Annotated in this window: 24 protein-coding genes and 2 riboswitches; of the genes, 6 read left to right on the top strand and 18 right to left on the bottom strand. The window is 40.6% G+C overall.

Annotated features, from left to right (window positions below; translation table 11 throughout):
* Positions 1-13: 13 nt before the first annotated feature.
* Positions 14-1,120, bottom strand: coding sequence for a glycine cleavage system aminomethyltransferase GcvT (gcvT, locus tag ACFVS1_RS04940; protein WP_483878248.1), 1,107 nt, complete (start codon positions 1,118-1,120; stop codon positions 14-16).
* 139 nt (positions 1,121-1,259) lie between these two features.
* Positions 1,260-1,343, bottom strand: a riboswitch (glycine riboswitch).
* A 3-nt stretch (positions 1,344-1,346) separates the two neighbouring features.
* Positions 1,347-1,434, bottom strand: a riboswitch (glycine riboswitch).
* A 376-nt stretch (positions 1,435-1,810) separates the two neighbouring features.
* Between gcvT and ACFVS1_RS04935 the strand changes: the two genes are divergently transcribed.
* Together ACFVS1_RS04935 and ACFVS1_RS04930 are read left to right on the top strand one after the other, a co-directional pair.
* Complete coding sequence (locus ACFVS1_RS04935; protein ID WP_387545406.1) at positions 1,811-3,499, top strand: DEAD/DEAH box helicase; 1,689 nt, start codon at positions 1,811-1,813, stop codon at positions 3,497-3,499.
* A complete protein-coding gene (locus tag ACFVS1_RS04930; RefSeq protein WP_387545403.1) occupies positions 3,477-4,274 on the top strand; it encodes a YqhG family protein in 798 nt (265 codons plus the stop codon). The genes ACFVS1_RS04935 and ACFVS1_RS04930 overlap by 23 nt, the downstream gene beginning before the upstream one ends.
* A 47-nt stretch (positions 4,275-4,321) precedes the next feature.
* On the opposite strand, the gene ACFVS1_RS04925 is transcribed toward ACFVS1_RS04930, so the two are convergent.
* From ACFVS1_RS04925 to ACFVS1_RS04885, 9 genes are all read right to left on the bottom strand, one after another.
* Positions 4,322-4,507 carry a YqzE family protein gene (locus ACFVS1_RS04925; protein WP_063233067.1) on the bottom strand — a complete coding sequence of 62 codons (186 nt, stop codon included), beginning with the start codon at positions 4,505-4,507 and terminating at the stop codon, positions 4,322-4,324.
* 117 nt (positions 4,508-4,624) lie between these two features.
* Positions 4,625-5,011, bottom strand: a complete 387-nt coding sequence (gene comGG, locus ACFVS1_RS04920; protein WP_352919953.1) for a competence type IV pilus minor pilin ComGG — start codon at positions 5,009-5,011, stop codon at positions 4,625-4,627.
* The gene (gene comGF / locus ACFVS1_RS04915) at positions 5,004-5,486 is read right to left on the bottom strand and encodes a competence type IV pilus minor pilin ComGF (protein WP_352919950.1); all 483 of its coding nucleotides are present in this window, start codon (positions 5,484-5,486) and stop codon (positions 5,004-5,006) included. Before comGF ends, comGG begins: the two co-directional genes overlap by 8 nt.
* Positions 5,434-5,772 carry a hypothetical protein gene (locus ACFVS1_RS04910; protein WP_352919948.1) on the bottom strand — a complete coding sequence of 113 codons (339 nt, stop codon included), beginning with the start codon at positions 5,770-5,772 and terminating at the stop codon, positions 5,434-5,436. The genes comGF and ACFVS1_RS04910 overlap by 53 nt, the downstream gene beginning before the upstream one ends.
* Positions 5,759-6,202 (bottom strand): competence type IV pilus minor pilin ComGD, encoded by a 444-nt coding sequence (gene comGD, locus ACFVS1_RS04905; protein ID WP_387545398.1) that lies wholly within the window; start codon positions 6,200-6,202, stop codon positions 5,759-5,761. Before comGD ends, ACFVS1_RS04910 begins: the two co-directional genes overlap by 14 nt.
* Positions 6,203-6,209: 7 nt before the next feature.
* Positions 6,210-6,521, bottom strand: coding sequence for a competence type IV pilus major pilin ComGC (comGC, locus tag ACFVS1_RS04900; protein WP_272492797.1), 312 nt, complete (start codon positions 6,519-6,521; stop codon positions 6,210-6,212).
* 77 nt (positions 6,522-6,598) lie between these two features.
* On the bottom strand, positions 6,599-7,633 hold the full coding sequence (comGB, locus tag ACFVS1_RS04895) for a competence type IV pilus assembly protein ComGB (protein WP_387545396.1): 1,035 nt from the start codon (positions 7,631-7,633) through the stop codon (positions 6,599-6,601).
* Complete coding sequence (gene comGA, locus ACFVS1_RS04890; protein ID WP_387545393.1) at positions 7,617-8,702, bottom strand: competence type IV pilus ATPase ComGA; 1,086 nt, start codon at positions 8,700-8,702, stop codon at positions 7,617-7,619. The genes comGB and comGA overlap by 17 nt, the downstream gene beginning before the upstream one ends.
* Before the next feature lie 96 nt (positions 8,703-8,798).
* On the bottom strand, positions 8,799-9,179 hold the full coding sequence (locus ACFVS1_RS04885) for a Spx/MgsR family RNA polymerase-binding regulatory protein (protein ID WP_352919942.1): 381 nt from the start codon (positions 9,177-9,179) through the stop codon (positions 8,799-8,801).
* A 214-nt stretch (positions 9,180-9,393) separates the two neighbouring features.
* Between ACFVS1_RS04885 and ACFVS1_RS04880 the strand changes: the two genes are divergently transcribed.
* Positions 9,394-10,101 (top strand): helix-turn-helix transcriptional regulator, encoded by a 708-nt coding sequence (locus tag ACFVS1_RS04880; protein ID WP_387545390.1) that lies wholly within the window; start codon positions 9,394-9,396, stop codon positions 10,099-10,101.
* Positions 10,102-10,186: 85 nt separating this feature from the next.
* Positions 10,187-10,429: a DUF2626 domain-containing protein gene (locus tag ACFVS1_RS04875; RefSeq protein WP_076365317.1), complete on the top strand. Its 243-nt coding sequence runs from the start codon at positions 10,187-10,189 to the stop codon at positions 10,427-10,429.
* A 52-nt stretch (positions 10,430-10,481) separates the two neighbouring features.
* Here the strand turns inward: ACFVS1_RS04875 and ACFVS1_RS04870 are convergent, their stop codons facing one another.
* Together ACFVS1_RS04870 and ACFVS1_RS04865 are read right to left on the bottom strand one after the other, a co-directional pair.
* Positions 10,482-11,582, bottom strand: coding sequence for a class I SAM-dependent methyltransferase (locus ACFVS1_RS04870; RefSeq protein ID WP_387545387.1), 1,101 nt, complete (start codon positions 11,580-11,582; stop codon positions 10,482-10,484).
* A gap of 329 nt (positions 11,583-11,911) precedes the next feature.
* A complete protein-coding gene (locus ACFVS1_RS04865; protein WP_387545385.1) occupies positions 11,912-12,538 on the bottom strand; it encodes an MBL fold metallo-hydrolase in 627 nt (208 codons plus the stop codon).
* Between the two features lie 232 nt (positions 12,539-12,770).
* Between ACFVS1_RS04865 and ACFVS1_RS04860 the strand changes: the two genes are divergently transcribed.
* The gene (locus ACFVS1_RS04860; protein ID WP_034308396.1) at positions 12,771-12,944 is read left to right on the top strand and encodes a DUF2759 domain-containing protein; all 174 of its coding nucleotides are present in this window, start codon (positions 12,771-12,773) and stop codon (positions 12,942-12,944) included.
* A 42-nt stretch (positions 12,945-12,986) separates the two neighbouring features.
* Here the strand turns inward: ACFVS1_RS04860 and ACFVS1_RS04855 are convergent, their stop codons facing one another.
* From ACFVS1_RS04855 to ACFVS1_RS04835, 5 genes are all read right to left on the bottom strand, one after another.
* Positions 12,987-14,159, bottom strand: a complete 1,173-nt coding sequence (locus ACFVS1_RS04855; protein WP_352919933.1) for a YqgU-like beta propeller domain-containing protein — start codon at positions 14,157-14,159, stop codon at positions 12,987-12,989.
* Positions 14,160-14,332: 173 nt separating this feature from the next.
* Positions 14,333-15,499 (bottom strand): M14 family metallopeptidase, encoded by a 1,167-nt coding sequence (locus ACFVS1_RS04850; RefSeq protein ID WP_387545382.1) that lies wholly within the window; start codon positions 15,497-15,499, stop codon positions 14,333-14,335.
* Between the two features lie 134 nt (positions 15,500-15,633).
* Complete coding sequence (locus tag ACFVS1_RS04845; protein WP_387545380.1) at positions 15,634-17,487, bottom strand: LTA synthase family protein; 1,854 nt, start codon at positions 17,485-17,487, stop codon at positions 15,634-15,636.
* A 183-nt stretch (positions 17,488-17,670) separates the two neighbouring features.
* Positions 17,671-18,642, bottom strand: a complete 972-nt coding sequence (locus ACFVS1_RS04840) for an ROK family glucokinase (RefSeq protein ID WP_387545378.1) — start codon at positions 18,640-18,642, stop codon at positions 17,671-17,673.
* A 14-nt stretch (positions 18,643-18,656) separates the two neighbouring features.
* On the bottom strand, positions 18,657-18,866 hold the full coding sequence (locus ACFVS1_RS04835) for a YqgQ family protein (RefSeq protein ID WP_101222565.1): 210 nt from the start codon (positions 18,864-18,866) through the stop codon (positions 18,657-18,659).
* 216 nt (positions 18,867-19,082) lie between these two features.
* Here ACFVS1_RS04835 and ACFVS1_RS04830 point away from each other — a divergent pair, with 216 nt between their 5' ends.
* Positions 19,083-19,940, top strand: a complete 858-nt coding sequence (locus ACFVS1_RS04830) for a hypothetical protein (protein WP_352919924.1) — start codon at positions 19,083-19,085, stop codon at positions 19,938-19,940.
* On the opposite strand, the gene ACFVS1_RS04825 is transcribed toward ACFVS1_RS04830, so the two are convergent.
* Positions 19,935-21,473 carry a rhomboid family intramembrane serine protease gene (locus ACFVS1_RS04825; RefSeq protein ID WP_387545374.1) on the bottom strand — a complete coding sequence of 513 codons (1,539 nt, stop codon included), beginning with the start codon at positions 21,471-21,473 and terminating at the stop codon, positions 19,935-19,937. The genes ACFVS1_RS04830 and ACFVS1_RS04825 overlap by 6 nt on opposite strands.
* Positions 21,474-21,515: the final 42 nt, after the last annotated feature.

The following is a 21,515-nucleotide window of genomic DNA, read 5'->3' as shown; positions in this document are numbered from 1 at the left end:
TGACCATTCCTCTCTATTTACGTGGTTTTTTATAAAAAGGTGTTTGTATGATAACGGCTTTCAAACGTTTGGAACGGATTTCCACTTCGACTTCCGCTTCCAGCACCGAAAATTCCTTATCGATAAGTACCAATCCCACGTTTTTCTTCAACGTTGGTGATTGGGTACCGGTCGTGACCTCGCCAATGACTTTATCACCGCTATAGACCTTATACCCATGACGTGGAATGCCACGGTCAATCATCTCGATTCCCACAAGCTTGCGGGGAGCTCCTTTCTCCTTTTGCTTAGCAAGAACGGCTTTCCCGAAAAAATCCACTTCCTTATCCACTTTTACTGCAAAACCAATCCCGGCTTCGATCGGGGTGATGTCCGCTGAAAGCTCCTGTCCATAAAGCGGCAGTTTCGCTTCAAAACGCAGGGTATCACGAGCACCTAAACCAATCGGCTGAACCCCCTCTTCCTTTCCGGCATCCATAATCGCCTTCCAAAGGGCAGGACCATTTTCACTGTCACTATATATCTCAAAGCCATCCTCACCAGTGTATCCAGTACGGGATACCAGCGTGGAGATACCGTTGATCAGGACATTTTCCTTGAACTTGAAAAATCCAATTTCACTTAAGTCAGTATTTCCCGATAATTTTTGTAATATCTTTTCTGCAGATGGTCCTTGAAGTGCCAGCTGTGTATAGTCACTCGATACATTCGTAATTTGGACATCTTCCGTTAAATTAGCTTGCAGCCAATTGAAATCTTTTTCTGTATTCGCTGCATTGACCACAAGCAGATAGTCGTCCTCGGCCCTTTTATACACGATAAGATCATCGACCGTGCCTCCGTTTTCATAACACATGGCGGTATATTGGGCACCGCCCTGTTGCAGCTTTGATATATCATTGGTCAGCATCTTCTGTAAAAAGGAAAGGCTTCCAGGACCCTTAACATCGACTTCCCCCATATGGGAAACATCGAATAACCCCGCTTTTGTTCGTACGGCTTCATGTTCGTCTTTTATACCCGAAAATTGGACAGGAAGTTCCCAGCCGCCAAAATCAATCGTTTTGCCTCCGTATTCACGATAAACCTCAAATAGTGGTGTTCTTTTTAAATTGGTCAAAAAATGACCCCCTTCAGATTTTTTAAAATTAATGGGCTTCATTATCAAAAAGCTTCTTGTCATTACGCATCAGATATATCCTGATTCATGATGTGAAAAAAGCACAAAAAAGGACAGAGAAAGCCCGTTTGAGCTTTTTCTCTGTCCTGAAACCTGAAAGTTTACCTATGTAATAGGTTTTCCCCTTTGGTGGCCGTCCCAATCCGGGCGGCGCTCTCCAGAGTTGCGTCCAATAAGAGTTCTTTTGCCTGAGAGATTCACTGCTAAGTTTGCTCCTTCGGCGCTACATCCGTAGTCTCTCCCCTTATCTTCACCCGCATATAAATGGTCTACCAATGAAAGGAAGCGAATAAGCCACCAAGCATCGGTAAAACCCCTGAGCATCATGGAATGCATTCTCTGCCAATTCTCCTGAAACATCAGAAACCGTTTGATTGGTCTCCTTCAGTAATCTTGGATAAATTAAGAGCCTATAGCCCATACTAAGAAAACGCGAACTGTAAAATCGATGTACAAAGATTCTTTGAAGCATTTGAAAATTGGAATTTTCTAAATATACTTATATCCTACCCTAAGAAACTTATCTCTGCAATATCTTTTGAAGAGAAATATTTTTCTTACTTCACATACGAAATGTTCGGGTTTTGACCTTTTATTAAGGAAATTATGATTTAAGAGGGAGTTATTTCTATGAAAATCAATATATCCTTTAATTCTGAATGGAATGACGAGTTTCTGCAAAAGATGGAAAATGACGGTCCATGGGGAAATTGGGAGCTTTATAAGCTGGCGGTTCAAATGGAGGAAAATCTTATCATCCCTGATTTTGAAGGTTTACAGGCGCCCAAGCACCTTCCGCAGTTAACCCCGCTTCCGCATCAATTGGAAGCAGCCAAGCAAGTGGTGGAAAAAATGAATGGAAAGGCCATTTTAGCTGATGAGGTAGGGCTCGGAAAAACAATTGAAGCTGGATTGATACTAAAAGAGTATATGATTAGGGGCCTTGTAAAAAAAGTTTTGATCCTTGTTCCGGCTTCCCTTGTCACACAATGGGCTTTTGAATTGAATACAAAGTTTCATATACCGGCAGTCGTTCAGAGAAAAAGTTATGTTTGGGACTCCTGTGATGTGGTCATTTCATCCATTGATACAGCGAAACGCGCTCCACATCGAGATATCATTTTCAAGCAGGAATACGACTTCATCATTATTGATGAAGCTCATAAACTTAAAAATAATAAGACGAAGAATTATGAATTCGTTCAAAATCTGAAAAAGAAATTTTGTTTACTCCTGACAGCCACTCCGATTCAAAATAAAGTCGAGGAAATTTTCCACCTCGTTTCGTTATTGAAACCGGGCCACTTGGGAAATGCCTCACTTTTTTCGGAAAAGTATAAAGGGAAGGGCCGGAACATCATTGAAGATGAACACCTAAAGGAACTTGTCAACACTGTCATGATTCGAAACCGGCGGGCCGATACTGGTATCGAATGGACAAAACGGCATGTGGAGACCATCACCATTGAATTTTCTCCAACGGAACAAGCATTGTACGATGCCGTTTCCAAATTCAAACCTATTTCGGATGGTTCTAAAGGAAATGCCTTTTCGGCTCTCACTCTCCAAAGGGAAGCATGCAGCAGCAGAGAGGCGGTCTTTTATACATTAAAGAATATGAAAGCTAAATATGATCAGCCTTCCCCTGACTTTTTGGCAAAACTTGATGACTTATTTTCTAAAGTGAATGAAACGGTTCAGAACTCCAAGGCTGAAAAAGCTTTGGAACTGATCAAGAAAATTGATGATAAAGTCATTATCTTTACCGAATACCGGGCGACGCAGCTTTATCTACAATGGTACCTGCAGCAGAATGGAATTTCTTCAGTTCCTTTCCGAGGCGGTTTTAAGCGCGGAAAGAAAGACTGGATGCGAGAATTATTCCAAAAGAATATACAGGTATTAATTGCAACAGAAGCTGGCGGGGAAGGGATAAACCTTCAGTTTTGCCATCACTTGATTAATTTTGACCTGCCATGGAACCCGATGAGGCTCGAACAGAGAATTGGACGGATACACCGCCTTGGTCAGGAAGAAGATGTGATGATTTATAACTTTGCCACGAAAAATACAGTAGAAGAACATATTCTGAAATTACTATATGAAAAAATAAATTTATTCGAGAAAGTAATCGGCGAATTGGATGATATTCTAACCAAACTGGATATTAACAACATTGAAGAATATTTGATTGATGTGGTCGGCGAATCCAAAACAGAGGGTGAAATGAAAATCAAGATGGATAATTTTTCATCGTTAATCCAATTCGCTCAATCAATGAAGGAAGGTGAGGTTCATGCAGCAACAGGAAATTCATGATTTTTTATTAACATACTTCAAAGCCAACGATTGTGAAATACTGGATAATGCACCAACCCACCTTACAGTCCAATTGACGATTGATATGGATAAAGAATTAATGAACAGACCCTTTTATTGGCATTATCTAGAAAAAACAGGTGGCATTCCGAACCCAGCACAGATGACTTTCATTACCGATCCAGAACAAGCTCCATCCGATTTAAAGGGAGAAATGATTTATTTTGGCTCCCCTCGCCTTCACCAGATTATTCAATCTACCAAAAAGCTGGCAGGGTATACTAGACTTTTTGAGGATACCCCTCCAACAAAAGGGGGAAATAATCCTTTGTTTCCTTGGCTGACCCTGAATGTGAAAATATCCTATCAATGCGACCGTAAAAAGGATACCTTCATGTCGATCGGACTGAATTTAATCTCAGGTGAGATCATGGAAAAGTTTCACCACCGGGTTTTACCGATAAAGGTCACCCCAAAAATACCCGATTACTCCTTTACGCTTTCACCGCTCATCATGCCCAAGAGCGGATTGGCAAGATTGGATACATACATCAGGACCAGTTTCGAGGATGATGACCATTCCTGGGCAGAGGAAGCCATGCTTCGCTGGCAGAATGACTTGAATTTATTGGAGCATTTTTACAAGGATATGGACGAAAAAAGTGAAAGCTATTTTACCGAAAAAGATGCCTTAAAAGCTCAATATGAACCCAACATCCGAATATCCATCATCAACGGAGGGTTATTTTACCTTTCAGATAGGGCATTGGGATAAGTAAAGAACAATAAAAAAACAGATGCCCTAAGTACAGGACATCTGTTTTATTTTTTGATATTTTTCCTTACGAACATCGACAAAGCAAAAGGGACAATGCCAAACCAATGGGACATACCATGGTTTTTATCCTCTTTTCTGTGACGGCGCTTTTCTTTTCGTTCTTTTTTCGTCAGATTAAAATACTCGACAAGCTGCTGAGTCAGATATTTAATATAAGCGTTTGTAGACATATAAAATCATCACCCTATGCAAAGTATGCCCCGTTTACGCTTCTTTTATTCCTTCGCTTGTTCGCTGAACACGTGTACCTGTCGCTTTCCATTTTAAAACAAATTTGATTTTGCGCTTTACACAGCCTGCTTTTCCAACCATTCTTTCACTTTCCCCGCTTCTTTATCGTATTGAATGATGACTCTTCCCTCGCGGTCATTTTTAGTCGTGGAAGAAAACTCGATATAAACGTAAGGACCTTCTTCTTTCATTAAAGAATACCGCACCACACCATTAGGATATGAAATTTCCCCCTGGATGATTTGGGGGATCTCTTCGCCCCAATCTGCCGTCACATCCTTGATCGCTAAATGGACGAGATGGTCGGCCACAAGCGATTCTTCCACTTCTTTATAAAACTTTTTATCAATGATAAACTGATCGATCATTAGTATCAAAAACATGATGAAAACACTCGCTACAATCATGACCATTGGGAAAACGACTCCTTTTTGATTATTCATCGACTTTCGTGACATTCCTAAAGAAAGGATGAAATCTTCGACTGAAAGTAGTCCCTGCTTTATCCGTAATATTTATAACAATGACACTGCCATCCTTCTCAACCCGGAATTTCGAAATATTCTGTAAGATGACCTCATGCCCCATACCATTGACTCGTCTTCGGACCTTATCTTCGTATTGTTCAAACGATGATAATTGTTCACCTGAAAGCAGCAAATATAATTTATTTCCCATTACATCCTGAGCTTTGGAACTCCGGACCTCCTGCTTCATTTGCATGGTAAAGACCTCCCACTCTTTAGGATGCAATTTATCAACGGACCCCATATGGGTGTGAAAGATTGAAAAAAGCTGTAGTACAAAAAGGGACGTCGTCATTAATATCATTAAAGAAAAAAGCATTTCGATCATCGTAAAGCCATCATTTTTTCGCAGCATCACAAATGGATTCAAGATTACCCGATTCATCTTCATAACGTACACACCCTTCAATCATCCCCGGGAAATCCCCATGGTCCTTCCAAACCAATTCATAGGATCTTTTTTTGTATCTGATTTCCTGACCAATTGCTTGTATCTCCCCGTCCATGAACGCCGTCAATCTTTCATATAATAAATGGTGGGCTTCTGTCCTTACGGCTATATCTTTCCGATGCGTCATTAACTCTTCAAGAATCGGTAAAATGGCAAGGACCAGGAAAATACAAATGGAAAATGCGGCCATCAGTTCAAGGTAAACGTAACCTTTACAATTTCTCAATCCTGAACCTCCCTTTACCGATATTGAGGATCAATTTGTACATTCCTTTTGACGTGTCAATCATAATCGTTCCGGCTTTTGAAGCATTTCCATACTGATTAAAATGGAAGCTGAATCCCAAAGTGTCACTTAAAAACTGAATATCCTTTGGTATGCTTCTCTCGAGAACGATCCCTTCCTTATAAGACGAAACGGTATAAACCTTTTTGGCATTATTAATATGGAGGTAAATCAAGCTCTCATGACTGATGGCATACTGCTGTGCATAGAAGAGATCTTCATGGAATTGAGAAAGAAATAGCCTATTTTCCATGCCTTTAGTGAAGCTAGTATATAAATTAGGACCGATGGAAATCAGGAGTACAAAAATGACGAGGACAATAAGGGTTTCAGATAGTGTATACCCCCCATTGGAATGCCGTATATTCACTTTTCTCCTACTCAACGACCGTTATCTTTCCTTTACTATCCAAACTAATATCATCCCCATTAGGACAGGATGTCTGTTTGAGATAGCCTTGACTTTCCAATTCACCGATACTTGCGGGCAGTTTAGCATTATCAATCTCATAAGCCTGTACCTGTGCTTGGGCCATCTTCACGAATGCTTCACATCCTTTGGACTGAATCGTAGACTGGTTCTTTGTGATATTGGGGATTGTTATAATCAAAAGGATGGAAATTACCAGTAAAACAATTAGCATTTCAATTAGTGTAAAACCACGTTCATTCATCACTTTCTTCAACATATCATCATGCTCCTGAAATCATCCGAATACCAGATGACCTTCGAGCATTTTCACCTCCGGAATACAATAATAAAATCCTATATACTTTCGAGCAGTGAGAACATCGGCAGCAAAACCGCCAAATAAATGGACACGATCAACAGACCTATCAGTGAAAACATGAGAGGCTGAATGATTTTTAAGATTGCATTCATTCTCTCTTCAATTTTCTCCAGTATAAAACGACTGTAATGAAATAGCTCCGCATCAAGTCTGCCGTATTTTTGACCATTGGCAGCGACCACCGGCAAATTACCATCAAAATATGGAAGCTCCCGAAAAATCAATTCAAGCGATCTGCCCTCGATTAGATCATCCTTAATGATATTGCATAGTTTTTGGTAAAAAGGCTGCTGTTGATTTATCGAGAATAATTTAATGCTATCGTTAATAGATAGCCCTCCGGAGAGTAAGCCACTTAATTGGCTTGTAAAAAAATAGGTTTCGTATAATTTGATGAAGGTCCCGAATATCGGAATCCCCATTAAAATCCTCCGCTGCCTTAATGGGCACAATCCGTTAAACCAAAATCGTTTGAGTACATACAGGAATAGGAGCAATCCGAGTAAAAGGAAGGGGAGTGCTGGAAGAATGAATGTGGAAGCTGATATTAATCTCAAGAGTGTATGCTGATCGACATCCATCGTGAAATAGATTGTCTGGAATTTAGGAAGGAGAACACTCTGAAGAATATAAAAAACGATACCTACAAAAAAGATTAAGAATACAGGATACACCATTAACTTTTTTACTTTATCCATATCCTCGGTTCTTTTCTTCCAATATCGCCCTCCTTCCTTCAACGCCCGTTCCAGGTCGCCGTATTGTTCTCCATAAAATATATAACTTACAAGCTGCGGATGAAAATTCAGATGGGTCAGCACCAAGTGCAGCGGGAATCCGTTCCTTAAATCGGCTTTAGCCTGAGTGAAGTCTTCCGCCTTCTTCTTTGATTCCTGAAATTCAAGAAAATGTAAAGCCTCCGCCAAGGGGTAACCATGCTTCAATAATTCACCTAGCTTCGAAATAAAGACCGCCTGCTCTTTTACCCTCCATTTACTTTTTGGTTTCATGGTATACCAGCCGTTCATATTCCTCTGAATCCACATAGCCCATCGCAACGGCTTTTCCGATTTCATCCTTCAATTGGCGGTAGCTGACCGTTGCCATCCCTTTTTCATCTCCCATTATCCTGAGAACCTCAGCCAGGCTTTTTCCATAGAGCAATTCATATACACTGGCCCTTTTATTCCTGGCAGTCATTTTGCAAGCAAAAGTACAGTCCCCTTTACATGGAAGACATCGCAATTCAACCAGCCGCTGTGCTGTCACGCCAATCAAACTCTGTTCAACCTCAAGCAAGCTTACACCAAATTCCAATAACCTGGAGATGGCGCCCTTGGCATCCCTTGTATGCATGGTGGTAAGAATCAAATGACCGGTTAATGCGGCACGCACTGCGATTTTGGCAGTTTCTGCATCCCTGACTTCCCCAACCATGATCACGTCCGGGTCATGCCTCAGGACAGCTTTTAGACCGACAGAATACGTAATGCCCGCCTTTTCATTGATTTGGACTTGCAGTACCTTTTCAGATACATTTTCAATGGGATCTTCAAGTGTAATGATATTTCGATTGATCATTTCGTGGGCATGGTGAAGCAGGGAATATAATGTCGTGGTTTTTCCACTGCCAGTCGGACCGGTAAAAATAAGCATGCCATGGGAATGCTTCAGGAGTGCAATCAATTTTTGGGCGGTGTTTGGAAATAAGGATAACTGTTCGAGAGGTAGGATATTCTGTTGGGGTATTAAGCGGATGACCAAACTTTCAAGATGGGCAGTGGGTAAAGTGGAAAGTCGGAGCCCGACAACCTGGCTAGCCAAATTAATGGTGAGGGCACCACTCTGGGGCCTCCTTTTCTCCCCTATATCCATCGAGGCAAGGAACTTCAAATGAGCGATCAGCCTTTCAGCTTCAAAGAATGATAATGTTTCCTGGGGTACAAGCTTATTGTCTATCCTGAATTGGATGAGTGGTCCCTCCCTCCGAAAAAAAATGTGGATATCCGATGCAGATTCCTGAATGGCACGGGTTAATATTTTTTCTGCGGTCTTTTCAATCGATATCAATTCATTCATCACCTCCTATATTTCTTGTTGTAAGGATTCGACAATCCACGACAAATTCCTGCTCCGGAATAAAAAAAATTCCCGAAAAGAAATTCGAGAATCATGTTACATGCTCACTTTCAATTCAAGCCTTTGGGAAACCAAATTTCTTAAAGCGTCTACATTATGACCTATCACCAGTTTTTCCCCGTCTATGAGGATGGGTCTTCTTAATAACTTCGGTTCTTTTGTTAATAATTGGATGACATCAGATAGCATCATTTCGTCAATATTAACTTGTAAGTCTTTATAAGCTTCACTTCTTGTTGCTAAGACTTCATCAAGTCCTTCCGTTGTCAATTCAAGTATTCTTTTTAACTCTGCTGCAGTTGGAGTTTCTCTGAATAAATGTCGTTCTTCGAAGGAAACATGATTGGCCCTTAACCATTTTTTTGTTTTACGGCAAGATGTACAACTTGGGTACGAAAAGAAAGTTAACTGTGCCATACTAATCACTCCCCGTTCACATTTTGTATACAATTTTAATATATATAACAATTGTATAACATTTGTACAATAGATGTATATTTTTTTACACTATAAAACAGGTTAAATTGTGAACTTTTTTTAAACTAAGGGGAGTTAGCCCTTTCTATTATTCCATTTTTTTCTGCCTGCATTATAATGGACATAGGTAAACTATGGAATACAGGAGGGTGTAATGGAACAAACGTTAAAAATAACAAACGTGTTAGCAGATCCCACCAGATATTATATATATCAGCATATTGTGAACAACCATGGCGATGTATCGGTACAGCAAATTGCCGATTCTTTTAACATCCATCCAAATGTTGCCCGTCTACATTTGTCAAAGCTGGAAGATATCGATATGTTGACCTCAAATGCCCGAAAGACCGGTAAAGGCGGTCGCCCGAGCCGGCTTTATCGATTATCTGATAAAGTCATTCAGCTTCATTTTCCATACAGGAACTATCAGCTTCTTTCCAGGATTGCAATCCAGACGATGATGACATTAGGGGAACAAGGAAAACAGGCTCTTTATGAAACGGGAAAAGCTTTCGGGGAGGAACTGATCAAGCAGCAACTAGCCCTAGCCCTGAACTCGAAGTCGATCGATCGAATTGGTTTTGCGGAAAAAGTCAGCATGCTTAAAAATGCGGCTACCATCGCAGGGTTATCTCCTGAAATACAAGCAAGCGAAGAAGAAAATAAAATATACTTTCGTATCTTCAATTGCCCGTTCAAGGAAGTTACTGAAGTGGAGCCAGGGACAATCTGCTCCATACACAATTCATTTTTAGAAGGTATGTTCGAAGCCTTGTTTAATAATGTCAATATTGTGGAATTAGAAAATATGATGTCCAATTGTGCAGCATGCTCTTACCAGGCTTCGGTTCTCACATAGAAACAAAAGGCATCCTTTACATTACCTTACAATTTCATTTATAATTATTTAGAATGTACACGACTAGACATAAGGAGGGATTCGGATGGAACGCATGTTCAGAGTATGTGGATTTTGGACAGGAATTATGGCAATTTTCTTTTATCTTGGCCATATGCATCAAACGTCTTTGCTTTTCTTTGCACAAACGATCTTTTTTGTACTTTTAAGTTATTTGAAATTATCTGAGCGCATGTATATTTATGTTTTCGGCGCCTATCTTACCGTTTTCTTTGCAGGATTTTCCTACTGGAGCGTATTTATGATGACTCCGGGTACTGCGCATTAAGAACAAGCAATATTACATAACCCATGAATTTTGATTCATGGGTTTTTACTTGTCACCATTCAGGAAAGATCCTTACATCATCTGCTAAATTCTTCGATTGAAGCAACACTTTGAAATGTTCACTAAATCCCCCTGGAACGATTAGCCCGCGAATTGCCCGATTCCGCTTCGCCGTTTTCGAGAATGGATCAGTTCCTTGATGGTCCCTCAATTCCTCTAATATCCCTGCTTTAAGCAAGAATTCATTTTGAAGAAAAAACCCCTGATTGGAAAGATCCTTTCTTTTTCCAATTTCGATTAATGTATCAAAATGGATATGTGTCGTCAGATCCATTTCACCAGGATACATAAGTGGATCTTTAATCATTTGATGCTCATAATAGCCCCTCAAGCTCCCTTGAAGATGAGCTGGCTCCTTCCATTCCCTTTCGGTATAGCCATAATCAATCGTAAGGAGTATACCCGATTCGATACAGGAAACGATCTTCTCATATTCACTAACCATTTTTAGCGGTACTTCGTATCGTTGTTTTTCATTCAAGGTGATAGTTCGTTCTGTAAGGTAAGAAAGAATGGCAGGGTTGTCCAAAGGTTCCCTTACCTCCACCAAATCGCCTTCCTTTTCAGTAACGAATACCTCTACAAGGGCTCCCTTATACTTTTCAATCACATGTACAGGCAACGCGTCGAAAAGTTCATTTGAAAAGAGGATCCCATTTACCTTCGTCCATTTTTCTAAACTGGCAGCAGAAACTGCCTGTTTGAACATCCCTATACGTTCTTGCTGAAGCCTTCTATGAAATGGACTTTCATCCACAAGGATATAAGTCAAAGAGTCCCATATCTGCGGTTCCATTTCCTTCATGGAAACGAGGATATCATAAGCGAGCTTACCGTCCCCCGCGCCGACCTCGATGATTTTTGGTGATACTCCACAGCTTTTTATTAAATAAACGAACCATCTGGCCAGTGATCTACCAAAAGCATCCCCAACATTGCCAGACGTATAAAAATCCCCTCTGGAGCCAATCTTCTTTTTTGTGCGTACATAGTAGCCTATAGTTGGCGCATATAAAACAGCTTCCATATAGTCATGATAGGAAATTCTTTTTTGGGGGCTTCCTGCAATCAATTCCTTTAAGTGATTTTTCAACACAATGCCTCCGTCTCCATGATCTTCCATCATATGAAAATTAAATGTTCTTTTCTTACATAAATACGTTTTTTATCGACAATCATACTCAAACCTAAAATTTAAAGTTCACAAAATGTTCAATTTTTTCAACCCGCAGTCTTAAGCGTGCCATCATTACAAAATGAATGTTTTCGACAAATCTTAGTTCAGAGTTGGATCAAAGTCATGCACACAGAGGCAAGGCCCTGGTTTTTATATTCAGTATAGTTCTGGAAATGACCCATTTCAATATTTATACATAATTAAGAACTTAAAAAACAGGTGCCATACGGCACCTGCAAAAGTCATTATCTCAAAAAGGGATTAGTATTCTTTTCATCCAGAATGGTCGTGACAGGCCCATGACCAGGAAAAACGATCGTATCATCAGAAAGTGGCAGCAGCTTCGTTTCAATGCTATTTAACAGCACTGCCTCGCTTCCGCCTATTAAATCGGTTCTGCCTACGCTTCCTTGGAACAAGACGTCCCCTGAAAAGAGGAGCCGTTGCTCCTTGGCATAATACGAAACGCTCCCTGGTGAGTGTCCGGGGGTTTCGAATACTTCGAAAGTGAATCCTCCAATAGTAAGTTCTTGCTCATTTGCCAGGAAGTGATCGGCAGGCTTCATGCGCATTGGATTTTCCGGGAACCAGTTTTGAGAGCCATTCAATGCGGGATCAAGTAGCCACTTGGCCTCTTTTTCATGAATATATGCAGGTATCCCATAATGATCCCCAATAGCATCAAGAGCACCGATATGATCAAAATGTGCATGTGTCAATAAAATCGCCAAAGGCTTTAAATTTTTTGTTTGTATGTACTGTATGATTTTCTGCGGCTCTTCACCCGGATCGAAAATGATGCAATCCTGTCCATCAGAAACTACATAACAATTCGTTTGCAGCGGGCCTAGAGGTAATTGTATCCATTTCATTTCCATCAACTCCAATATGATTTTCTATCTACATCTTACACTAATTAAGCTGCTAATGTTAATCCAGTATACTCAAGTCATAGAAGTGTCACCTTTTAAACCTCGACAAATAATTGAAAAAATATTAAGATATTAACAAATGCAATCTTTTCTACATATTTTTGGTAGTTGCTTTATTCTCTGGGTATATTATTAGGGATTAGGTATTCATTACGAAAAAGGGGGTTTTGACATGATATTAATGGTTGTTTTCGGTCTTGTGGCTATTTTAGGAGTAGCAGCTGTGTTTACCTCATTAAAAAAGAGAAACTTCTTAGGATTTATTTTTGCAGCCGGCAGTGCAGTCGTGTTTGGCTGGTTTACCGTCATGACTGTCATCAACAGCGGTTTCCCTGTTGCCCATTGAAGAAAAAAAGCTCGCCATCCGGCGAGCTTTTGTTTTAAGTCATCATGTTTGTTTGAACAATCTTTGTATTTGATGGGTTTTCATATCAATGATTTTCTCAAATTGATATCCATATAAGCAGAAGTTGCCATCAAGCGAACAGCTTAATGGTTCATTTTCCATGTCCTTCATCAATTCTTCTTGTGTGCCTTTTTCCCAATTAAATTTAGTTAAGGTAAACCTTCCCTCATATTGGTCCGCATCTTTTGATTCATTAGGAATAAATGTTATCAATTCCTTGTCTTTTTCAATAAAATCATAGGATGGAATCACCCAATCTGAAAAGCTTTTCAATAGCGGAACGGAAAAAGAGTGGATCGGCTTGTTTGTTTGATCATAAAATGCATATGTACCCCGATCTTGTTTTTCTGTCTCCACTTGAATCGTCATCAGCGCTTGTTTCATTTTTTTAAAGTGAATGACATCGAGCATAAGGCTGTCCGTGCCATCCCCATTAAGCGCTTTTCTTTCTAGGGGTGCCGTCAAAGCAGGTTCTTCCCTGTCCCAATCGAGAAACATCAAATCTTTTTCACTTGCCCATTGAGCAAAGGGCTGCGGAAAGTCCAGAGTTTCCATTGTTTGTTCATCTGGATTTAACACATAACTGTTGTATGTCCAATCTTCATAAAAACTTGATAAAAAAAGCTGGCCATCTTTAAATGAATTCCACTCATAAGCTAATTCATAGGCTGGGATCGCCACGGAATACAGTGGATTCCCCGTTTTATCGAGTATTGTGATTGATGCTTTACCCGAAGAGGTGAAAGACGATAACAAAATATGCGTTCCAGACGGACTGATCGATACTTCAGAAGACTCAAAAGCCGGCTGATAGAAAACGGAAGTATCATTCGTTTCCAAATTCCATGCCATCAACTGGGATAATTCATTACCATCCCGCTTCACAGAATATAAAATGGTTTTAGAATCCAGCCATCCAACAATGGAATCGATTTTATCCGTTTCTGCAGTCGGGACCTTTAAATTTCTTACCGAGGTTTCCAGGTTTGATTGGGAGTGTTCTTTTTCCGTATCATTTACGGGTTTACTAAGGTCCTTGGAAGGCTCACAAGCCGAGATAAGAAGGATAGTGGAGATAAATAATGGGATGAAACACAACATCTTACAAATGGAAAGCCGCATACAAAGTGCTGCTTTGGATACTTTAATCTCCACACACCTCCCACTTCAAAACTAAAACGCCTGGCATATGTGAGCGAGACATTAGAAAGAGAGTAAGGATTAACCAATCGAATCCTTACGACTTTCATTATAAAGTAAAAAAGAGAAAATGTGGCGAATAATGATCTTATATTTTTTTGGAAGTATATCCCTTGGTCGGAAATGTATCACATATAAAGGCCTGCCACCAATATCTTGACGGTATCTTCATATATACCAGGCAAATGTGATAGCGGAAGCGGATTGATGCCCTTTCCCAATTCGATTGTGAAACCGCCGCGTTTGAATTCCTGAATGAACCAATCTTTATACCCGGCATGGCTGTCAACGTATTGTACGGCCCGATATCCGCTGCGTTCCTCAAACTCCCTTGCAACATTCGCTGCCTCTTCAGGTTCATGTCCCTCATATCCCCAATAGAATTCTTTTCCCTGGGTGTGAAGTGCAAGCACTCTTTCAAAATTACGTCTCATTGCCAGCTCCTTCATGGCCAATGCTTCTGGTTCTGATAACGCGGCCTCTCCTGGAAAGTCTCTTGGGGCAGGGGCTTTTGGAATCTTTCTACGCTTTTCAATCTCCCAATTGGCAGGATATTGATTATTCAGGTCTACACCGCGGATATTGGCTTTCCAAGCATAAAAGGCAGGATTGCCATTGTTTATTTTTAAAACATCGACCTTCCCCTCTGCCGCGTCCTCCCCCTTTAGGACAAGCTCGACTCCATCCGGATTCACCATTGGAACCATCGAAATCGTCATATCCCGATAGAAGGGCATACAATCCATTCCGCAAAGTGCACGATCATTCGTTACTGCCAGCAGAAAATCATTCAGCCATTTCATCAAAACCGCCGAAGTGATCCATTCATTTGCATGGAATGAACCGTTATAATGTATGATCTTATCGCCTTGACCGATCCTTACCTCAAGAAGTTCTTTTCCCAACACACTCCTTCCGATCGATTCAACCTTAATAAACGGGTAATGAAAAGATAGGGTATCAAGATCGTCAAGAAGTGATTGATAATCATAGGGCTTGTCGGTGACAATCATGGGATTCATGACCCGGACGGGTACGGAATAAGGTTTTTGTCCACCTTGATTCAATAATGATACCCCATCGATGGGCAGGTGATAATGTAAAGCAATTTCAGCAAAATCGATATCTAACCGGGACTCTTCCTGAACAATGTATCCCGGTATCTGTACTTCTATGCCATTTGGCAAAACCCCGCCAGTAATGGCGGGATTGGCATCCTCTATCAAAATCCTGGGAATTTGGAACAATTGACTGTAATATGCCAAATCATCCCCGCTTCTGCTCACGACTTTCATTCAGCCTCCGCCCCTTTCATTGTTTTATCTTTATGAAGCGAAAGACAGAAAGATGTTCAGGAAGTCTCACGTGTTTCATAATTGCTGATTTTCCTGAAAAACAAAAAAAACCTGGATTGCGCCAGGTTTTTTTTTCAACGTTGCTCATAAAATCGGAGCAAATCCCCGTAAATGATTTTGTCGGAGTAATCAAGCTCCTGTTTCGCCTTTTCCAAATACTTCTCACATGAACCCTTTTCAGTCGCCGCTCCGGTCTTTTTATCATAACAGGTATCCATCGTATAGAGATAATCCTTCGTGATGAAACTGCTATCGCGAAGAACGGTGAATTCTAATTTCTCTTCAGAAAATAGATCTTTGCCGAATTCGATATAATCATCATTTTCAATCCCCAATAAATGAAGGAGTGTCGGCCTTACATCAATTTGGCCGGAAACGGTGGAAATCGTTTTTCCCTTCTGGCCGGGGATATGTATGATGAGAGGGACACGCTGAAGTTGGATGGATTCGAAAGGCGTGATTTCCTTGCCAAGGAACTGGCTCATGGCAGAGTTGTGATTTTCCGAAATTCCATAATGGTCCCCATATAGCACAATTATGGAATCCTCATATAAGCCATCACGTTTCAAATCACCGACAAATTGTTCCAAGGCTTCGTCTGTATAACGTACGGTCGGAAAATATTGATTCAATGTTTTGGAATTTGAATCGTATGGCTCCAAGGTCCGATCTTCCTCATTCAAAGTGAATGGAAAATGATTGGTTAACGTTATGAATTTGGCATAAAAAGGCTCAGGCATCCTCTTCAAGTGAGAGATTGATTGTTTGAAGAACGATTTATCATTCAAACCCCAATTGATGGAATTCCCTTCAGAGACTTTGTATGCATCACTGTCATAAAATCGCTGGTACCCAAGAGAATCATACATTATGTCACGATTCCAAAAGCTTTTATTATTGGCATGCAAGGAAGCCGTATAGTACCCTTCTTCCGTTAAGATTTCGGGGGTGGCTTTGTATTCATTTTGAGCATGAGTGAAAAACACTGCACCTCTACCTAATGGATAGAGGGAATTCTCGATAATGAATTCTGAATCGGATGTTTTCCCCTGGCCAGTTTGGTGATAAAAGTTTTTGAAATAATAGCTCTCTTTAATGAATTCGTTCAGAAAAGGAGTGATTTCTTCACCGTTGACTGTTTTATTGATGACAAAGCTTTGAGTGGATTCCAATGATATAAGTATCACATTTTTCCCTTTTGTCAGACCATAAAGATCATCATTAACCTCTTTTTGGTTGGAATGGACATAATTTTCAATTTCCGACAATTCACTGCCATCCGCAAGGGCACGCTGAGCTGATGATTTCGTCTGTAATATTGCATCATAGAGGTGATAATGGTACGTACCGATATTCTTAACGAGGATTTCGCGGTCAAACGTTCTTGTCAGTAGTTCAGGACGGGCCGCTTCAGCTAAAGCTAAGTTAAAGAATGTCACTCCTAAAGCGATTAACATAAAGAATTTACGATCCTTTGGATTGCATCGACATTCATGGAATGTTTTTGGTTTGTATTTCAGCAGCAGCATCAAGAAAAGAATATCGGCAAAATACAATAGGTCACTCCAATTGATCAATTCATGCACACTGCTTCCAAGATCGTTCATATTGCTCGTTTGAAACAGAACGGGAATGGTTAAAAAGTCATTGAAAAAGCGAAAAAAAACAAGGTTGGCAAAGAGGACGAAGGTGATGGAAAAACTCATGATCAATAAATATGCTGTCCTTCTATTTTCTTTTAAAAATATATGCACGCCAAGAGTAAGCAAAAGGAAACTGACAGGATTGATGAATAGTATGAACTCCTGGAACCAATTATCAATATCTATCTCAAAGCTTGTTTTATATGCAATATATGTTTTAAGCCAAAGTGAAATGAATACGACCCAAAACAATGAATATCCCTGTTTTTTGAAGACCCTTTTCAATCCTGGTCCCTCCTCATCGAAGAAGCGCTGGAGCCATGCCAGAGCGCCTCAATCATGGGTCATGGTTCTCCCCTCTATTTAAATGCAGGATCGATTGCCTCCGCCCCTCAAAAGGGGGGCATTTTTTGAAGATTCCATCTTTTTTTCTTATTATAACCCTGTTAACACAGGGCAGCAAAGGGATCACGTATTCAGTTGGCTTTTAATGAGCCATGCTCCACCTATCACCCCTGCATCATTGCCTAGTGTGGCCAGGCTGATTTTCGTTGATTTACTAACCCGTTTGAATGCATACTTTCCGAAGGCAGCACGGACAGGATCAAGCAAAATGTCTCCCGCTTGTGAAACTCCCCCGCCAATGACGATTTTATCTGGATTCATAACATTCCCAACATGTGATAGAGCCAGCCCCAAATAATTGCCTACCTCATCCACCACAGCTTTGGACAAAGAATCACCTGCTGCAGCGCATTGGAATAACAGTTTGGAAGTAACCGCATTTCCCTCGTCGACTTTCTGCTGAAGCAATGACTTTTCATTAGCGGTATTCAAGGATTCTAAAGCCAAACGGACGATTCCCGTTGCCGAAGCAACCGTTTCCAGACAACCAGTCTTGCCGCAATTGCATGGTGCCCCTCCGTCCGTTACGACCGTTATATGCCCTATTTCTCCAGCAGCCCCACTGATACCATGGACGATTTGCCCATTATGGATGATCCCACCGCCTACACCCGTTCCCAGAGTGACACAAACGAGGTCTTTGGCACCATTACCGGCGCCTTTCCACATTTCTCCCAAAGCTGCCATATTGGCATCATTATCGATCACAGCTGGAAGAGATGTCTCCACTTCCAGTAAATCTTTTAAAGGATAGTCCTTCCAGCCTAAATTGACAGCTTCATATATGGAACCGTTAACAAAATTCACAGGGCCTGGAGCACCCATTCCTATCCCTACTATCTTACTCTTCGGTTCATTAAGTTCCACGAGCTTCGCATCAATTGCTTTGGCTATATTAATCGTAATGAATTTTCCTTTTTCGGAGATGTCCGTGCCGATCTCCCATTTATGAATAATCTCTCCGTATAAATTGATCAGAGCCAGTTTGGTAGTTGTACCGCCTAAATCCACACCCATCAGCCACTTTTCCATCATTCTCACCTTTTTTATCAATTTTTTTTCTGTTTTTCCCTTTCAAGAGACAATTGCTGTCTAATTAAAAGGATCGCCATTTGATAATCTTTCGTATCCATCATCTGCATACGGTGGATTTCCCTTATTTCGGCTTCCATCATTTCAAGCTCGGCTAAGCGATCACCAATATAGATAAATGTACCGAATCTTTTCAAGTATTGTTGAAGATCATAATATGTTTTCATAGTAAACCTCTTTACTCTTTTCTTTAGGGAAAGTATATCGAATAAGCCTTTTTGTAACAAGCGACCAATTCCCCTTTTGATAATTTCCACCATCCCCCCTCATACATGTCCAACTGTATTCATATGATGAAATATCAAGAATGTGGGACTCTTTCAATATAATTCAACCAATTAATGTTTTTAACCACTCATCATGCGTAAAAACGGAGGGGAATAATGAGAGTACAATTGAAATATACCGTCTTTTTGGTCTTGACCACCATTTTTGTCATCCTATATTTATCAAATCATAAAAGGGCAGAGGAAACCATCATTTTTTTTCCCATCGATTCCTCGCTCCATTTTGAACATGCTTCCACCCACCTGGCACCCGAGAGTACCGGGGATTCAACCTATACCATTACTTGGAGGGTGGATTCTTCATTGGACCAGACAGCTTACTTGCGTCAGGACGTATCGCTTTTATACAAAAATGGGAAATTGTCAGGAGCTTTAAAAAATTGGCGCCAAAAAAAACAAGAGCTCTCTCAAAAGGCGAAAACTAAAGAAACCGAGAGCGGTCGTTATGAAGCGATAACGTTTCATTATGCCGAGGTTCATCCGAGTGACACAATTTTCACCAGTGCCCAGCAGCTCAGTAAAGATAAACTCTATACAGTAACGACACCGGTTTTTCAATATTTCCACCGTCCCCTTTCAGAAGAACAGGTTCAATGGAAAAAAACGCTGGACGGCCTGACAGATCAAACGGTTCGAAATGGCTTGGAAAAAGCCGGTCAAGCATTTCAGGTTAATCTGGATCAGTATAAAATCATCTCTTTAACAGATCTGCCGTCAAAGAAAAATCAATGGCTTGCCGACTTCCCTCAATTCAAAAGGGAGGAAATTGTGGGGAAACTGTGGGAAGGACTTTACAAAAATTATGTGTTGGGAATAAAAAAGGAGGATGGATCCACTGTGAGTCCAAAAGGCAGCACCATCCCCCTATTGCTTATGGCGAACAATCAAAGTGAAATACTTGTCTTGTTTACCCTGAAAGACGGTTCCCCAATCATGCTGCGTCAAAAGTTATAGTCGATTTTCAATTTCCTCCAGCAGTTTAGTATATGATTTATTATCCGGGGCAAGCTCAATAGCCTGAACAGCTTGCTCCTTAGCTTGATCGAATGATTCGAGATTCATGTAGGCTAAGGCAAGATTGTAATGGGCTTCATGCAAATCCGGATTGCTTTCGATCGCTTTTTCATAATAATCCCTGGCTTTATATATGTCCTTATTATCAAAAGATAAATTACCCAGCATAAAAAGCGATAGCGGTGCATCAGGATTTGCATCAACATAATTGTTTAGCATGTCTTCCGCTTTATCCTCTTCACCATCATCAATATATTTTTGGGCCAGCACGGCCATCGTATTATCATCTATAGCTGCACTTTCCTGATGATTGAAACCAAATTGAAGCAGGGCATAGGTCAGTATTGCCGCCCCGATCAGAAAAGCCAGCTGCCGAAAGATATTCCTGGATTTTGGCAGATGCACCACTCCAGCAGCCAAGAACCCTCCGATCAAACCTCCGATATGCCCTGCATTATCAATTCCCGAAACGGTGAAACCATAAATTAAGTTAATGATGATCAACACAATCACCGATGAGCCCATCGAGCGCATGAATAATTTCGGATAAACGATGCCGAAGTACAGAAGTGCCCCAAAGCAGCCAAAAATGGCTCCGCTCGCCCCTGCCGAAAGATTCGGGGTCATGATGAAGCTGCCTAGAGTTCCAGCGAAACCAGCGAATAAATAGATGAAAAGGAATCTGGCATTACCGTAAATCCTTTCAACTTCAGCTCCGATCAAATACAATGAAAATGTATTCATCAATAAATGAATGAACCCAATATGGACGATCATCGGTGTAAAGAACCGCCACCATTCCCCTTGTATGATGTAAGGGGAAAATTTAGCGCCAAACTCAATCAAAGTTTTGGAATTGGTGCTGCCCCCATTAAACTCCATTAAGATGAAAACAGCTATTTGTAAGGCCATGAATATATATGTAAAGAATGGCTTATTGGCATTTTGAAATACCTTCTGCTCGGCCTTAGCCTTTTTGACTGACTCCGAGATGGCGTCTTTCTTTACTGCGAGAATCTTTTCCTCATCTATTTCATGATCTTCAAGAACGTGAATTGAAAGTGGTTTTTTCAAAACATGTTCAAGATTTTGCACCGAATCATGAAAGTTTTCACAAATCAAAAGAAACGTGTTAACATTCGTTTTTTTAAAGGAAGCCACATGTGCGCTAAAGTCATGATCATCCACCGGGGCGAATTTACTAACATAGATACTTAATATGTTAATGGGCTTTTTGTATAATTTCCTTCTGATCCTTTCCCCATTCTGCAAAGTTCGGTCGATATCGCGTTTCAGCCAATTAGCCCAATCCAAATCATGTCGAATGAGTCTTATGACTGGAAATTCTTTATTCTTATCGCTCTCAAGCCAAATCTCCTGATGATTTTCCGTGACAGTGATCATTCGATAATCATAATGGGCAGACAACTCCCTTATGGTTTCCCAAAACAAATAATCCTCTTTAAATCCCAATGCCTTCCCCACTTTCCAATGAAACTTAAGCTTCTAAAATTC

The sequence above is a fragment of the Peribacillus sp. NPDC058075 genome, from assembly GCF_042885195.1.
GTDB lineage: Bacteria > Bacillota > Bacilli > Bacillales > DSM-1321 > Peribacillus.
This window is presented reverse-complemented; position numbering and strand designations above follow the sequence as displayed.

Bases quoted from the DNA above. Each gene is read 5' to 3' on its own strand.
- ACFVS1_RS04935 (WP_387545406.1), top strand. From the start codon at position 1,811: ATGAAAATCAATATATCCTTTAATTCTGAATGGAATGACGAGTTTCTG.
- ACFVS1_RS04930 (WP_387545403.1), top strand. From the start codon at position 3,477: ATGCAGCAACAGGAAATTCATGATTTTTTATTAACATACTTCAAAGCC.
- ACFVS1_RS04925 (WP_063233067.1), bottom strand. From the start codon at position 4,507: ATGTCTACAAACGCTTATATTAAATATCTGACTCAGCAGCTTGTCGAG.
- comGG (WP_352919953.1), bottom strand. From the start codon at position 5,011: ATGAATAATCAAAAAGGAGTCGTTTTCCCAATGGTCATGATTGTAGCG.
- comGF (WP_352919950.1), bottom strand. From the start codon at position 5,486: ATGAAGATGAATCGGGTAATCTTGAATCCATTTGTGATGCTGCGAAAA.
- comGC (WP_272492797.1), bottom strand. From the start codon at position 6,521: ATGTTGAAGAAAGTGATGAATGAACGTGGTTTTACACTAATTGAAATG.
- comGB (WP_387545396.1), bottom strand. From the start codon at position 7,633: ATGAAACCAAAAAGTAAATGGAGGGTAAAAGAGCAGGCGGTCTTTATT.
- comGA (WP_387545393.1), bottom strand. From the start codon at position 8,702: ATGAATGAATTGATATCGATTGAAAAGACCGCAGAAAAAATATTAACC.
- ACFVS1_RS04885 (WP_352919942.1), bottom strand. From the start codon at position 9,179: ATGGCACAGTTAACTTTCTTTTCGTACCCAAGTTGTACATCTTGCCGT.
- ACFVS1_RS04880 (WP_387545390.1), top strand. From the start codon at position 9,394: ATGGAACAAACGTTAAAAATAACAAACGTGTTAGCAGATCCCACCAGA.
- ACFVS1_RS04875 (WP_076365317.1), top strand. From the start codon at position 10,187: ATGGAACGCATGTTCAGAGTATGTGGATTTTGGACAGGAATTATGGCA.
- ACFVS1_RS04865 (WP_387545385.1), bottom strand. From the start codon at position 12,538: ATGAAATGGATACAATTACCTCTAGGCCCGCTGCAAACGAATTGTTAT.
- ACFVS1_RS04860 (WP_034308396.1), top strand. From the start codon at position 12,771: ATGATATTAATGGTTGTTTTCGGTCTTGTGGCTATTTTAGGAGTAGCA.
- ACFVS1_RS04850 (WP_387545382.1), bottom strand. From the start codon at position 15,499: ATGAAAGTCGTGAGCAGAAGCGGGGATGATTTGGCATATTACAGTCAA.
- ACFVS1_RS04840 (WP_387545378.1), bottom strand. From the start codon at position 18,642: ATGATGGAAAAGTGGCTGATGGGTGTGGATTTAGGCGGTACAACTACC.
- ACFVS1_RS04835 (WP_101222565.1), bottom strand. From the start codon at position 18,866: ATGAAAACATATTATGATCTTCAACAATACTTGAAAAGATTCGGTACA.
- ACFVS1_RS04830 (WP_352919924.1), top strand. From the start codon at position 19,083: ATGAGAGTACAATTGAAATATACCGTCTTTTTGGTCTTGACCACCATT.